The organism is Lactococcus cremoris subsp. cremoris KW2, from assembly GCF_000468955.1.
Lineage (GTDB): Bacteria > Bacillota > Bacilli > Lactobacillales > Streptococcaceae > Lactococcus > Lactococcus cremoris.
Genome location: NC_022369.1, coordinates 1,285,859 through 1,300,541, shown reverse-complemented (window position 1 = coordinate 1,300,541; position 14,683 = coordinate 1,285,859). Strand labels below are relative to the sequence as shown.

15 protein-coding genes, 1 pseudogene and 1 riboswitch are annotated in these 14,683 nt (G+C 35.2%); all 16 genes and pseudogenes read left to right on the top strand.

The annotated features are described in order from the left end of the window. Window positions 1-105: 105 nt before the first annotated feature. The 16 genes and pseudogenes from KW2_RS06200 (at window position 106) to KW2_RS06125 (ending at window position 14,591) form a co-directional block, all read left to right on the top strand. Window positions 106-1,365 (top strand): diaminopimelate decarboxylase, encoded by a 1,260-nt coding sequence (locus KW2_RS06200; RefSeq protein WP_021037307.1) that lies wholly within the window; start codon window positions 106-108, stop codon window positions 1,363-1,365. A gap of 150 nt (window positions 1,366-1,515) precedes the next feature. Beyond that, the gene (locus tag KW2_RS06195) at window positions 1,516-1,755 is read left to right on the top strand and encodes a YneF family protein (protein ID WP_003130191.1); all 240 of its coding nucleotides are present in this window, start codon (window positions 1,516-1,518) and stop codon (window positions 1,753-1,755) included. Window positions 1,756-1,930: 175 nt separating this feature from the next. Then, the gene (gene racE / locus KW2_RS06190) at window positions 1,931-2,746 is read left to right on the top strand and encodes a glutamate racemase (protein WP_011835087.1); all 816 of its coding nucleotides are present in this window, start codon (window positions 1,931-1,933) and stop codon (window positions 2,744-2,746) included. A gap of 12 nt (window positions 2,747-2,758) precedes the next feature. After that, window positions 2,759-3,352: pseudogene (locus tag KW2_RS06185) on the top strand (nucleoside-triphosphate diphosphatase); the annotation flags it as partial. Between the two features lie 38 nt (window positions 3,353-3,390). Beyond that, a complete protein-coding gene (locus tag KW2_RS06180) occupies window positions 3,391-3,894 on the top strand; it encodes a metallophosphoesterase (RefSeq protein WP_021037306.1) in 504 nt (167 codons plus the stop codon). 30 nt (window positions 3,895-3,924) lie between these two features. Continuing rightward, window positions 3,925-4,386, top strand: a complete 462-nt coding sequence (cbpB, locus tag KW2_RS06175) for a cyclic-di-AMP-binding protein CbpB (protein WP_011835089.1) — start codon at window positions 3,925-3,927, stop codon at window positions 4,384-4,386. After that, on the top strand, window positions 4,364-5,080 hold the full coding sequence (gene xerD, locus KW2_RS06170) for a site-specific tyrosine recombinase XerD (RefSeq protein WP_011835090.1): 717 nt from the start codon (window positions 4,364-4,366) through the stop codon (window positions 5,078-5,080). The genes cbpB and xerD overlap by 23 nt, the downstream gene beginning before the upstream one ends. Window positions 5,081-5,110: 30 nt before the next feature. Next, the gene (locus tag KW2_RS06165) at window positions 5,111-5,839 is read left to right on the top strand and encodes a segregation/condensation protein A (RefSeq protein WP_021037304.1); all 729 of its coding nucleotides are present in this window, start codon (window positions 5,111-5,113) and stop codon (window positions 5,837-5,839) included. Then, complete coding sequence (scpB, locus tag KW2_RS06160) at window positions 5,832-6,398, top strand: SMC-Scp complex subunit ScpB (RefSeq protein ID WP_011676203.1); 567 nt, start codon at window positions 5,832-5,834, stop codon at window positions 6,396-6,398. The genes KW2_RS06165 and scpB overlap by 8 nt, the downstream gene beginning before the upstream one ends. Then, the gene (locus KW2_RS06155) at window positions 6,385-7,104 is read left to right on the top strand and encodes a pseudouridine synthase (RefSeq protein WP_014735014.1); all 720 of its coding nucleotides are present in this window, start codon (window positions 6,385-6,387) and stop codon (window positions 7,102-7,104) included. Before scpB ends, KW2_RS06155 begins: the two co-directional genes overlap by 14 nt. Before the next feature lie 98 nt (window positions 7,105-7,202). After that, window positions 7,203-7,339: riboswitch (FMN riboswitch) on the top strand. Between the two features lie 114 nt (window positions 7,340-7,453). After that, window positions 7,454-8,074 (top strand): ECF transporter S component, encoded by a 621-nt coding sequence (locus KW2_RS06150; protein WP_011835093.1) that lies wholly within the window; start codon window positions 7,454-7,456, stop codon window positions 8,072-8,074. 308 nt (window positions 8,075-8,382) lie between these two features. Further along, window positions 8,383-8,970, top strand: a complete 588-nt coding sequence (locus KW2_RS06145; RefSeq protein ID WP_021037302.1) for a hypothetical protein — start codon at window positions 8,383-8,385, stop codon at window positions 8,968-8,970. Between the two features lie 36 nt (window positions 8,971-9,006). Next, window positions 9,007-9,597 carry a hypothetical protein gene (locus KW2_RS06140; protein WP_021037301.1) on the top strand — a complete coding sequence of 197 codons (591 nt, stop codon included), beginning with the start codon at window positions 9,007-9,009 and terminating at the stop codon, window positions 9,595-9,597. Window positions 9,598-9,617: 20 nt separating this feature from the next. Beyond that, complete coding sequence (locus KW2_RS06135; RefSeq protein ID WP_021037300.1) at window positions 9,618-10,868, top strand: trypsin-like peptidase domain-containing protein; 1,251 nt, start codon at window positions 9,618-9,620, stop codon at window positions 10,866-10,868. 137 nt (window positions 10,869-11,005) lie between these two features. Further along, on the top strand, window positions 11,006-12,823 hold the full coding sequence (locus tag KW2_RS06130) for an ABC transporter ATP-binding protein (protein WP_021037299.1): 1,818 nt from the start codon (window positions 11,006-11,008) through the stop codon (window positions 12,821-12,823). Then, window positions 12,807-14,591, top strand: coding sequence for an ABC transporter ATP-binding protein (locus tag KW2_RS06125; RefSeq protein WP_021037298.1), 1,785 nt, complete (start codon window positions 12,807-12,809; stop codon window positions 14,589-14,591). The genes KW2_RS06130 and KW2_RS06125 overlap by 17 nt, the downstream gene beginning before the upstream one ends. Window positions 14,592-14,683 lie beyond the last annotated feature (92 nt).

The following is a 14,683-nucleotide window of genomic DNA, read 5'->3' as shown; positions in this document are numbered from 1 at the left end:
CTGTCAGTAAAAAAGTTTCTGTCAGTAAAATGATGGGAACTTTTTTGTGTTTAAGTTTTTGACGATATGCTATACTTATAAATAATCTAAAAATGAGGTGAAAAAATGAAAACACCATTCGTAACAAAAGAACAACTCGAACAAATTACAGCTGAATACCCCACTCCTTTTCATCTTTATGATGAGAAAGGAATTCGTCAGAAAGCGCGTGATCTTCACAAAGCTTTTGCTTGGAATAAAGGATTTAAAGAATTCTTTGCTGTTAAAGCTACACCAACCCCAGCAATATTAAAGATACTACATGAAGAAGGTTGTGGAGTCGATTGTGCTTCTTATGTCGAACTATTGCTTTCAGAAAAATGTGGTTTTGATGGCACTGAAATGATGTTTTCATCCAATGACACTCCAGCAGAAGAGTTTCAATTTGCTAATCAATTGGGCGCGACAATCAATCTTGATGCCTATGAACACATTGAGTTTTTAAAAAATCTGCCAGATTTTGTTTTTCCAAAGACAATGAGCTTGAGATACAATCCAGGTGGAGTTTTTGCGATGGGTACAAAAATCATGGACAATCCAGAAGAATCAAAATTTGGTATGACCAAAGCACAACTCATTCAAGGAATTAAAGACTTACAAAAACTAGGAGTCAAAGAATTTGGAATGCACAGCTTTCTGGCTTCAAATACTGTGACCAATGATTATTATCCAGAACTCGCCCGCAAACTCTTTGAACTTGCATTAGAAATTCGTCAAGAAACAGGAGTGACGCTTGATTTTATTAATTTATCAGGTGGAATCGGTGTAAACTATCGTCCTGATGAAGAAGCCAATGATATCGCAAAAATTGGACAAGGTGTTCATAAGGCTTATGAAGAAGTATTGACTGCTAATGGCATTGAAAATCTAAAAATTTACACGGAATTAGGTCGTTTTATGCTTGCGCCGCATGGTCACTTGATTACAAAAGTCCTGCATTTAAAAGAAACTTACCGGAAATATGTTGGGGTTGACGCATCAGCAGTTAACTTGATGCGCCCAGCTTTTTATGATGCTTACCATCACATCACAGTCGCTGGAAAGGAAAAGCAAGAGGCGACTGTAACCTATGATATTACGGGTTCTTTGTGTGAAAACAATGATAAGTTTGCTAAAGAACGTGCTTTTCCAGAAATCAAAGTAGGAGATTTGTTGGTCATTCATGATACAGGAGCACATGGATTTTCGATGGGTTATCAGTATAATGCGAAGCTAAGAAGTGCTGAAATTTTACTTCAAGAAGATGGAAAAACACGTTTGATTCGTCGAGCAGAAAAGCCGGCTGATTATTTTGCGACATTAGATGGATTTGATTTCAACAATTGATTTATAAAAGTTACTGATGATTCTGTCAGTAACTTATCTTTTTCTCAGTCCTTTTGTCACTAATATAAAGAGCTGACAAAAAGACTAAAATTTGATATAATAAGATGTCATCAATGGCGAAAGCGTTTCGCCAAATTTAGGAGATTCAAAATGAATTTAATCTTAGCTATTTTGCTTATGGTTGTATGCCTTTTGGCAGGTTTTTTCTTGGGAACATGGTTCTCACAACGCCAAACAAAAAAATTACTTATGGACAACCCACCCCTTAACGAAGATGCCGTTCGTCTTATGATGGGATCAATGGGACGTAAACCAAGTGAAGTTCAAGTGCAACAAGTTCTTCGTCAAATTCGTGCTGCTGCAAAGCAATCAGACACAAACAAAAAATAAGCTATTATAATACGCTGAGCGAAGCAGTAGAACAAAGTTCTAAACTCTCTCAGCGTTTGCTTTTATCATCGTAAAAAAATTATCCAAAAAAGACTTGGCTTGAAAATTAAAAAGTCCAAAATGATTTTGGATATTTCAAAAATTTTGAATTAGATATTTTAAAAGGAGAAGAAAAATGGACAATCGACCAATCGGCCTCTTGGATTCTGGTGTTGGTGGACTGACTGTTGCTCGCGAACTCCTTAGGCAACTCCCAAATGAAGAAATTGTCTATATTGGAGATACAAGAAGGGCTCCTTATGGCCCACGCAGTCGTGAACAAATCATTGCGTTTACTTGGGATATGGTCAATTTTTTACTTTCAAAAAATGTAAAAATGATCGTCATGGCCTGTAATACAGCTACGGCGATGGCTTTGGAAATCGTCAAAGAAGAATTGGATATTCCAGTGATTGGGGTTATTTTACCTGGGGCAAGCTCAGCCATTCAAAAAACGAAAACAAACAAAATTGGAGTGATTGCCACCCAAGCATCCATCCGTTCAGATGAATATCATAAAACAATTGCTCGCAAATCGTCAGCTATTGAAGTCTTAAGTCTTGCCTGCCCTAAGTTTGTTTCAATTGTTGAATCAAATGAAATGGAATCTGAAATTGCTAAAAGAGTGGTCTCAGAAAGTTTGGCTCCACTGGTTGGAAAAATAGATACATTAATTCTAGGCTGCACACACTACCCACTTTTACGTCCCTTGATTCAAGAAACAATGGGGAAAGAAGTTCGTTTGATTGATTCAGGTGCGGAAGCAGTACGAGATATTTCAGTTTTGTTGAACTATTTCGAAATCAATGCTCACGAGCGCAAGGAATTTCAGCACTGTTTTTATACAACAGCAGGGGTCAATTCTTTTCGAGAAATTGCAGAAAAATGGTTAAATATAGGACATCTTCATATTGAACATGCCGAAATAGAGAATTTCAATAAGGAAAAATAAATGGAAAATACACTTATTATTGCGACTAGAAATCCTGGTAAAACAAAAGAATTTAAAAAATTGTTTGCTGACTTTGGTTATGAAATTAAAGACTTATCAGACTACCCAGAACTTCCTGAAATTGAAGAAACAGGAAGTACTTTTGAAGAAAATGCTCGCTTAAAAGCAGAACAAATTGCTGAGTTGACTGGACAAGTAGTTATTGGAGACGATTCAGGACTATGTGTTGATGTACTAGGTGGTTTGCCAGGCATTTGGTCACACCGTTTTTCAGCACCAGACCCTACTGATGAGAAAAATATTGCTAAACTTTTGCATGAACTTGCTCCGACAGCAATTACACCAGAACGTAGAAGCGCTCATTTCCATACTACTTTAGTAGCGGCAAGACCTAATCACGACAGCTTAGTTGTTGAAGCTGATTGGAATGGCTATATCGCCCTTGCTCCTAAAGGGGAAAATGGCTTTGGTTATGATCCTGTTTTTATGGTTGATGCTTTCAGAACCGCTGCAGAATTATCAGAAAAAGAAAAAAATCAACTTTCACATCGAGGTCAAGCACTAAGAAAATTAATGCAAGAACTTCCAGAATGGTTAGAGAAATAAACTTAACATAAAATTAATTATGTAAAAGAGAGGTGCTTATGTTTGTAGTAATGTCTGATTCACACTATGATCGTGAAGTGGTTGAATCTATAAAATCTAAGTATTTGAACGAAGCAACAGCAATATTTCACTGTGGGGATTCAGAACTTCCGAGCTCTGATGAAATTTGGAATGGAATAACTGTTGTTGCGGGGAACTGTGATTATGATGATGGCTATCATGATTTTCTTACTCAAACGGTTGAGGGAAAAAAGGTATTAATTACACATGGTCATCTCTATTATGTTGGTTTGGGCCTAGAACGGTATTCTTATTTTGCTGAAGAACAAGGGGCTGATATTGCCCTATTTGGTCATATTCATCAGCCAGTAGCGCAAAAAATAAAGAATATTCTTTATGTAAATCCCGGTTCGGTTGCACAACCTAGAGGGAAGTATGATGTCAAAATGTATGCTATAATTGAAATTGACGGAGATGAATTTATAGTTTCTTATCGAAATCTCCAACATGAACCTATTCCTGAACTACAATTTAGACTCTGAGTCTACAAAGCTCTTTAAGGAGTAACTTACATGATTGATAAAAAAATTGAGGATTTTATTTTGAATCAAAGTGAAACCTTTATGATTCCAGCCTCAAATGTCGCTGTACTTTACGCAGAGCATAATATCGCACATGCGAAACTTATGCTTAGCCAGTACAAATATTCACGAGTTCCAGTTTTGAATGAAAGAAAAGAATATGTGGGAGTTTTAGGTTTAACAGAAATTGTTGAATTTGAAATGGAACAAAATTTCTTTTTTGAAAAGTTACACAATACATCTATTTCTGAAATTGTTAACAAAGAGGTCCAAACGGTTGGTCCCACAGTAACTTTGGAAGAAATGATGCACAAATTAATTAAGGAGCCCTTTCTACCAGTTGTCAAAAGGCAGGAATTTATGGGAATCGTAGTTCGTCAAGAAATATTGAAGGCTTTTAGTGCCTTCGCTCACGACTTTACAAAATATTATGAAATTACCAAACGAGATTGAGGAGTATTTAGTAAGTAGAAACTTTTCTGAAAATACTCGCTCAAATTATTATTATGACTTAGTCTATTTGCAGGCTTTTTTTGAAGATAAGTCTGTCACAGAAGAAGCACTAGAACTTTACAAACACCAGCTTAGTAAACTCTCTCCCGCGGCACAACGGCGAAAAATTTCGAGTGCCAACCAATATTTTCTATTTTTATATGAAAATAAAAAAATAAACCAGTTTTTCAAAATTAAGCAAGTTGTTCAGAAAAAAACTCAAAGTTCTGAGAGTTATCATCCTATGATAAAAGAATTTCCAGAATTTTATGGACCTCTAAGTTGTCCAGGGCAATTTTTAGCTTTATTGATATTAGAATTTGGTCTTAATTTTGCAGAGATTCAAAAATTAAAATGGGAAAATTTTAATTGGAATTTTAAATATCTCACAATCGAAAAAGCTGGAATAAAACGAGTCTTACCCATTCGAGAAAAATTTGCCATCAGAGTTAAGGCCATAAAAAATGCCGATGAATTATTTGCAAAATCTCGCCAATTCCTATATACAGAATTAAAGAAATTCACTAATTATTCTTCTAAAGAGATTAGGGAACAGTATATTTTGCATCAGGTAAAAGCGGGAAAAACAATATATGAGTTGGCTAATTTACTTGGCTTAAGCACAATTACTACCTTAGAAAAATATTATAGATAGGATTTTTACGCTATTTTAATTATGTAAATTATGATCAAAGAAATCAATATAAAAATTAAAAACTTTGAGGGTCCGCTTGATCTTCTCTTACATTTAGTTAGTCAGTACGAAATGGACATCTTTGAAGTCCCTTTAGTACCGGTGATTGAACAGTACCTTATCTATATCCAAACGATGAAAGAACTTGAGTTGGAGTTGGCAGGTGAATATATGCTGATGGCAAGTCAGTTGATGTTGATAAAATCAAGAAGACTTTTGCCAACGGTGACCGAAACTTTTATAGAAGATACCGAGCAGCTTGAATATGATTTATTAGCTCAAATCGACGAATATCGGAAGTATAAAATGCTTTCAGAGGATTTGGACGAATTACATCAAGAACGTAGTCATTATTATTCTAAATCGAAAACTGAAATCATCACAGATGAGACAGTCTTATTGCAAGATAAAACGGCATTAGATTTGTTCTTAGCCTTTAGTAAAATTTTGGAATTACAAAGGCAACAAATTGAAGATGATAATACAAAGATTGCAGCTGAAAAATTTACGATTGCGGATAAAATTTTTGAATTAAATCGAAAATTTACAGAACAAAAAATATGTAAATTTACAGATTTATTTTCAGATAAAACCAATAAAGATGAACTCGTCACAACATTTATGGCTCTTCTAGAATTGATTAAAAATCAGCAAGTTTCTTTTTCTCAAGGAGAGCTCTTTGGAGAAATTATTTTAGAAAGAAAAGAAATTAGTGAATAAGACAGCGACATGTGAACTTTTACTTTTTGTATCTGGAGAAGCTGGTTTAACATTGACAGAGTTGTCATCACTGACAGAAATGTCTAAACAAGCTTGTCAGCAACAAATTGATTATTTGAAAGAAAAATATCATTCTGATAGAGAATCAGCTTTGACAATTATTGAAACGGCTGGAAAATATCGTATGGCCACAAAAGAAGACTTTTCAGAGATTCTTAAAAATTATGCGAAAACTCCACTTAACCAATCTTTGTCAAAATCTGCTCTTGAAGTTCTTTCAATAATTGCTTACAAACAACCATTAACGCGTATTGAGATTGATCAATTACGTGGAGTTAACTCGTCAGGTGTTCTATCTACGCTTCGTGCTTTTGATTTAGTTGAAAAAGTAGGGCAAGTTGAAGCACCGGGACGTCCTAGCCTTTATGCGACTACTGAATTTTTCCTAGATTATATTGGTATCAATAATTTAGAAGAATTACCTGAAATTGATGAGTCAAGATATGTGGCAGAACAACAAACCCTATTTAACGAAAGTGAAGAAAATGAGAATCAATAAATATTTGGCCCATGCAGGAGTGGCAAGCAGACGTAAAGCAGAAGAACTAATTTTGGCGGGAAAAGTGACAGTTAATAATGTCCCGATGACAAATTTAGGTTATCAAGTTTCAACTGGAGATGTCGTCGAAGTTAATGGAGTGGCAGTTTATAATGAAGAACCTGTTTATTATCTATTGAACAAACCAAGAGGTTATATTTCTTCTGTCAGTGATGATAAAGGACGTCAAACGGTGATGGATTTAATGCCTCAAGTTAAAGAACGTATCTATCCAGTAGGGCGTTTGGACTGGGATACTAGTGGCTTACTTTTACTCACTAACGATGGTGAATTCACAAATATGATGACTCACCCAAGTCACGGTGTTGATAAAGTTTATGTGGCTAAGGTTGAAGGACAAGCGAACAAAGAAAACTTGCGTCCCTTAACACTTGGAATGACGATTGAAGGTAAGAAAGTTAGCCCGGCTCGTTATGAAATTATCAAACAAGAAAAAACAAAAAACCATTCAATTGTTAGCTTGACGATTCATGAAGGTCAAAATCATCAAGTTAAGAAGATGTTTGCTGCTGCTGGACTTCCAGTACAAAAATTAAGTCGTATTCAATATGGAACACTTACATTGGATGGACTGCCTACAGGACAATTCCGTCGTTTGAGTAAAAAAGAAGTTTCTCAATTGATTAATGCTGCGCAAGGAAAATAGTTTAAATAAAATAAAGACAATTCTCTATAAAGAGTTGTTTTTTTATTTCTTAAATAAATCTTATTCTTGATATGCTAAGTATTTTTGTGCTATAATAAAAATATCTTCAGGGCACCGTGTAATTCGGGACCGGCGGTAAATAAGGCTTTGACCTTATGACTCCGCGATTCGCTACGGCGATTGAAGCAGTGAAACTCTGCTAGCGACAGTAAAGTCTGGATGGAAGAAGATGAACAATTTTTGCAGAGTAATCGACCTCGGTCGACTTACTGTTTTTAGCTAAACCAAAAATGTCTATCAACTTCCTCGAAATTTGAAGAATTATTTTCTCATATTTGGAGGTTTTTTTATGTCTAAAACACGTCGGATGGTATTAATTGCCATGCTTGCTGCATTATCAACAATTTTATTGTTGCCAATTTTGCAGTTTCCGTTATTGCCTGGAATTGATTTTATGAAAGTGGAACTTTCAATCATTCCTGTACTTATAGGAGTCTTTACTTTAGGATTGGGTGATGGATTTATTATCCTCTTTATTCGCTCTGTCTTATGGTATCTTCTATTTAATCAAGGCCCATCAACATGGATTGGAGTTCCAATGAACTTTGTTGCTCTAGGAATTTTCATGGCCATCGTTTGGTTCTTTACAAAGAAGAAGTTTTCAATTAAAAATTATACAGTTGGGATTGTCTTGGCGACTATTGCTTCAGTCCTTGTAATGATGGTATTGAATGTTTTCTATGCTCTACCATTATATCGTCTGGCTGCAGGATTTGATGTTGACAAAATTTTTGCTGGAGCAACACATCTCTTTAACATGGGTTCGCTATCAGTTACTTTAAATCCAACTTACCTCTTAACAGTTGTTTTACCTTTCAATGCCTTGCAATATATCATTTTTGCCCTTGTTTTCGGCTTGATTGTTACTGTATTCAAAAAAAATAAAGTAGTAAAATTTTACAATGCTTAATTCAAAAGATTAGGCAAATAATTCTAAATAAAAATACGGTGGGACTTTCCTACCGTATTTTTTTATTTTATAGCTTAATGATTCAATATGTATAATTAAAAATACTTGAAAAATTTCCTAAAGAAACATTTCTATTCTGTTACATTAAATGTATTTAAGGATATTTTTTATCAAAAAAGTAGTTGCTTAATTCAAACTAAAGCGCTATACTATGGGTGAAATATTCTTTTATTGGAAAATAATGAATTAATGGAAAAATTACATATGTATTTCTTTGATTATTTTAATTATTAAAAATGAGGTGTTTTATGAACATATATACTTCGCATCAAAAACTTTTAAAAAACGGGCTCTTATTTGGAGCGCTTTTGCTTGGATTAGCTTTCTCGGTTAAAGAGGCAACACCAGTAAAAGCTGTCACAGCAAACTTTAATGGTCCAGTTTATCGCCTTTACAATCCAAATTCAGGCGAGCATGTCTATACAATGGGACTTACCGAGAAAAATAATCTTGTCCATTTGGGTTGGGGTTATGAAGGAGTATTGGCTGACTCCTACTACAACTATCCTGGGATAAATTATATAAAAATTCCAGTATACCGCCTCTATAATTCTCAAAGTGGACAGCACCTCTATACAAAAAATACTTATGAAGTGTCTTCTTTAAGAACTAAAGGATGGTCAAATGAAGGAATTGTATTTTATGATTCATCAAATTGTCCTCCTGGAAGCATTTTGACAGTTTATAGGAGATATAACCCTAATAATGGACAGCACTTTTTCACAAATAATTTTAGCGAAGCGGCCTACTTAGATAGTATTGGTTGGCAGAACGAAGGAATTGCTTTTGAATTTAATTTGCCTAGTCATTGGGATGGGCCAGTAAGTCCAGCTTAATATAGAAATAATATAAACAATAAGGAGGTGTTTGTTATGAACACACATAGAACGCATCAAAAACTTTTAAAAAACGGGCTCTTATTTGGAGCGCTTTTGCTTGGATTAGCTTTCTCGTTAAAAGAGGCGACACCAGCAAAAGCTGTTACGGCAAACTTCAATGGACCAGTTTATCGCCTTTACAATCCAAATTCAGGCGAGCATGTCTATACAATGGGACTAGCTGAGAAAAATAACCTTGTCCATCTAGGTTGGGGCTATGAAGGAACCATTGGAACTTCCTACTACACAATGCCTGGTCAAACATATGGTAAGGTCCCTGTTTATCGTCTATACAGTAAAAATAGTGGGGAACATCTTTATACTATAAATACCAATGAAGTAAATCAGCTTAAAAATTATGGTTGGGTCAATGAGGGGATTGTTTTCTACGATGCTACTATATTGCCTTGGAATCAAGAAACAACAGTTGAAAGACTTTATAATCCAAATAGCGGTCAGCATTTTTACACCAGTAGTAGAGATGAAGCGACCTTTTTAGTAAAATTAGGTTGGCACGATGAAGGGGAGGCATTTTCATTTACATCGCCTGAACCTCCTCAAACTGGTCCAGCTACAGCAGTTTAAGATGATGGAGGAAACGAATAATGAAAAATAAAAAACTTTATATCACACTTGCTTCAACTTTGCTTTTAATTTCTTCTAGTGCTTTTGCGGATACGGTGCCGTTTATTCCATCTGGTGGGGCTACGGCAGGTAACGTCTACCAACCAGACCAACGCAAACTGATTTCAACTGCTAATCAATTCCCATATAACACAATAGTTTACATCCAAACTGTTGGGGGAGATGGGAGATTATACAGAGGCAGTGGAGTTATCATTGCACCTAATGAGGTATTAACCGCAGGACACATGGTGTACAACGCGTCAGAAGGTGGCCATATTAAATCCGCAACTGTTTATCAAGCTTATGCAAATGGAAATTATAATCCCAATACGGCGATAGCAGTAACAAGTGAAGTTGCTAATCCAGACTGGCTGGCAAAAGATAAGTCTGGAACGACGAATTATCCTCTAGGCGCCGATGATTTAGGAATTCTTAATCTTTCTAAAAACATAGGGTTATCTACGGGTTGGATGGGAATGACTTCAAGCCTTTTAAAAAATCAAGCTATTTCTTTAGTAGGTTTCCCAGGAGATCTCTCTAAGCAAATGTGGGGAATGTCAGGAAATGTTTCTCAAATAAGTAACCCACTGTTTAGTTACTCTAATATTAGTATGTATCCTGGTCAAAGTGGAAGCCCTGTTTTTAATACAAGTAAAAATATTGTTGGTATTAATGTTGCAGAAGCGAGTTATCTGAACCCAAATCCAAATGGAGATAACAACAAAGTTCCTTCCTCCCTCGCTTCGCAATATCCCAACTACGGTGTTCAACTCACTGCAAGTAATATCAATTGGATTCAAAATAATGTACCAGCACTAAAATCAACAGCATTATATCGTGTTTATAACCCAAACAATGGCGAACATCTCTATACAAAAAGTTTGTATGAAACGACGACTTTATCAAAAACAGGCTGGAATTACGAGGGTGTCAATTCGCAACAGCCTGCCACAGGTAATGCAGTTTACCGACTTTATAACCCTAATTCAGGGGAACATTTTTATACGACATCTTCCTTTGAGCGTGATTCACTAGTCAAAGCAGGTTGGCGTTTTGAACAAATCGCTTTTTATTCGGACACAGCAAAACACACGCCAATTTATCGGCTTTTTAATCCTAATGCCAAAGGTAAACAAATCAGTCATTTTTATACATCAAGTAGCGCAGAACGAGATTCACTTGTGAAGATCGGTTGGAGATATGAGAAAATTAGTTGGTATGGACTTTAGATATTAATTATAAAGGATTTTGTGCCTACAAAACCCTTTTTATTTCCCAAAAAAACTAACCAAATAAGCTGTTTTAATCGCTTTCTTTATGGTATACTAATATTTAGAATATTATATAATAAATTGGAATAAACTGTATGAAAATTTTTAAAGATTTGTGGTGGTTTTTTAAGGCAGAGAGAAAAGGTTATGGCGTTGGTCTATTGGCCCTTTTTATTGTCTCTTTGACACACTTGATTCCACCTTTAATTATTGGAAAAATCATTGACCATATTGTTAAGCGAAACTTGACTTTATCTTTAATTCTGAGTTTTTCTGGTATTTTACTGTTGACGGCTTTTGTTGAATATGGCTTTCGTTTTCTTTGGTCAACAAATATTTGGGGAGAAGCTTTTAAACTAGAAAAAATTATCCGTAGTCGTCTTTTTAGACATTTCTTGCGGATGGACACCCTTTTTTATCAAAGAAATCGAACGGGCGATTTGATGGCCCATGCGACGAATGACTTGCAAGCGATACAGAGTGTTGCTGGACTTGGAGTTTTGACTTGGGCGGATTCTTTAATGACGGGTGGGATGACAATCATCGCCATGCTTTTATTTATCGACTGGCGTTTGACGATTATTGCTGTCCTCCCTTTACCTTTGTTAGCGTTAGTATCTAAAATTTTGGGAGACAAAATTCATGTGAGTTTTGAACATGCTCAAGAAACATTTTCGGAAATGAATGATAAAGTCCAAGAATCAATCACAGGAATGAAAGCAATCAAATCTTTTGGCGAAGAAGAACAAGATATGGCTGATTTTCAAGATAAATTGGATAATATTGATAAAGCCTTTGTTCGGGTCAATTGGATTGATTCAATGTATGACCCTCTAATTACTCTGATTGTCGGATTATCTTACACTCTGACAATTCTTTTAGGGGGATATTATGTTGTTCATCATGTCTTAACCCTTGGTCAACTGGTTGCTTTTGTGACTTATATTGGAAATTTAGTTTGGCCGATGTTTGCAATTGGTGTCCTCTTTAATGTTATTGAACGTGGACGAGCTTCCTATAGTCGAGTAGATAAATTATTAGCTCAAAAAGCAGAATCTAAGATTTCTGAGGGAACTTTAAAAATGCCTAAAGAAGGTGATTTATCTTTTGATATTGAAAGTTTTACTTATCCGAATGAAAATGAAGGACGAAATCTGGAGAAAGTTCAATTTAATTTAAAAGAAGGTCAAGTTTTAGGTTTGGTTGGGCGGACTGGTGCAGGTAAATCAACAATCATTAAACTTTTAATGCGGGAGTTTGACCATTACAAAGGACAAATTACCTTTGCTGATCAGGATATAATGAATTATCAGTTAGATGAGTATTTGCCAGCAATTGGTTATGTTCCACAAGAACATTTTCTATTTTCGATGTCTGTCAGGGACAATATTCGATTTGCCAAGATTTCAGCGAGTCAAGAAGAAGTTGAAATTGCAGCCAAAACAGCTGGAATTCATGAAGACATTATTACTTTTCCTGAAGGATATGACACTTTGGTCGGTGAGCGTGGTGTTTCGCTTTCTGGTGGACAAAAACAAAGATTATCTATTGCGAGGGCACTGCTTATTCAGCCTAAATTATTGATTTTAGATGATGCATTATCAGCGGTTGACGCCAAGACCGAACAGTTGATTTTGTCAAACTTGAAGGCTCTGCGTCATGAGAGTTCAACACTGGTTGTCAGCCACAGATTGTCATCAGTAATGGAAGCCAATGAAATTCTCGTTTTAGACGAAGGAAAAATTATTGAGCGTGGTCTGCATGAAGATTTGGTGAAAACAGGGGGCTGGTATGCTCAAATGTGGCAAATGCAACAAATTGAAAGTCATTTAACAGCCACTGATAAAGATGAAAATTTACTGACAGGTTCGCCAGTAAATCGGGAAGGAGAAGAAAATGGAGAAATCTACTGACAAAATGTCTGTCAGAGAAAGTTGGCAAGTTTTTAAATTTATTTTTAAATTCTTACTTCCTTTCAAAAGGTATTTTATTTGGGCTTTTGTTTTTAGTGTGATTACAACAGCTCTGGCTTCACTGATGCCTTTTGTTTTATCAGTTTTTATGGATTCTTATTTGACTCCAATGAAAGCAACTGACCAGATTATTTTCTATTTTGCAGGACTTTATCTGCTTCTAGCAATAATTAATTCAATTGCTTTCTTTTTCAAATGGAATTATCTTCAGAATGGTTCAATTTTTGTCAATCAATACATTCGTAAGAAAGTTTATGGAAAAATTCATCAGCTAGGTATGAGATATTTTGATCAGAAGCCAACAGGCTGGCTGATAACCAGAATTACAAATGATACTGATTTATTTGATTTCTGGCAGACTTTATTTAATGCATTGACAAGTGTTCTTTCGATTGTCATTGCATTTGTTGCTTTGTTTGTTATTGACCACAAAATTGCTCTGGTAATGTTGTTGATTTTGCCATTATTGATTTTGGCAGTTATCATTTATCAAAAAGTGAGTACAAAAGTTTACCAAGCCATGCTTGCTAAACGTTCAGAGTTAAACACGAAATTAAATGAATACATTTCTGGTATGAGAATCATTCAACAGTTTCGTCAAGAAAGTCGTTTGGGAAATGAATTTGAAAAAACAAATGATGAATACTATGGTTATAGAAAAAAAGTCATTCAAATTAATGGTATTTTGCTGAGTCCTCTGGTAAACTTCTTGATGGCAATTTCTATTGTAGTAGTCTTACTGATGTATTCTAATCGGAGTTTACATGCAGTGGTTGAAGCAGGATTAATTTACGCCTTTATCAGTAATGTTCAAATTTACTTTAATCCTATTTCAGGACTAATGGATTCTTTGTCAAACTTTTCAAATGGTTTAGTGGCTTCAAGTCGAATTAAAACAATTATGGAAGAACAGGAATTTTCCCCAAAACAAGGAAGTGAAAGTTCTGTCAGCAAAGCTCCACTGATTGAGCAAGGAAAAATTGAATTTCGAAATGTCAGTTTTTCTTATGACGGAGAACATCAAGTTTTGAAAAATATTTCTTTCATTGTAAATCCTGGAGAGACGCTTGCTTTTGTCGGACACACTGGTTCTGGTAAATCAAGTATTATCAATGTCTTTATGCGTTTTTATGAATTTACAGAGGGTCAAGTTTTGATTGATGACCAAGATATTCGGACCTTTACTAAAGAAGAACTTCGCCATAAAATTGGTTTAGTTTTACAGGATTCCTTTATGTTTGTGGCCTCTGTGACTGACAATATTAAAATGATGAATTCTCAAATTACTGACGAAGATGCGAAAGAAGCTGCGAGATTTGTTCAAGCTGATCATTTCATCAAGGATTTAGAAAATGGTTATGAAACAAAAGTCATTGAAGGTGGGGCTGCTTTTTCAGCTGGCGAGCGTCAGTTAATTAACTTTGCTCGGACAATCGTCCGAAATCCAAAGATACTCTTATTAGATGAAGCAACGGCTAATATTGATACTGAAACAGAAGCCCTTATCCAAGATGGGTTGACAAATATGCGTCAAAATCGAACGACAATGGCGATTGCTCACCGCCTATCAACAATCAAAGATGCTGACCAGATTTTAGTCTTAAATAAGGGAGAAATTATTGAACGAGGAAATCATGATGAACTCTTAGAGCTTAATGGATACTATGCTGACATGTATCGAATTCAAACATTACAAAAAGAACTTTGAAACCACTGTTATCAGTGGTTTTTATTTTTTATCAGTTTATCTGATAAAAAGATTGACAAAAAATGAAATAAGAGATATAATATAAGAAAGTT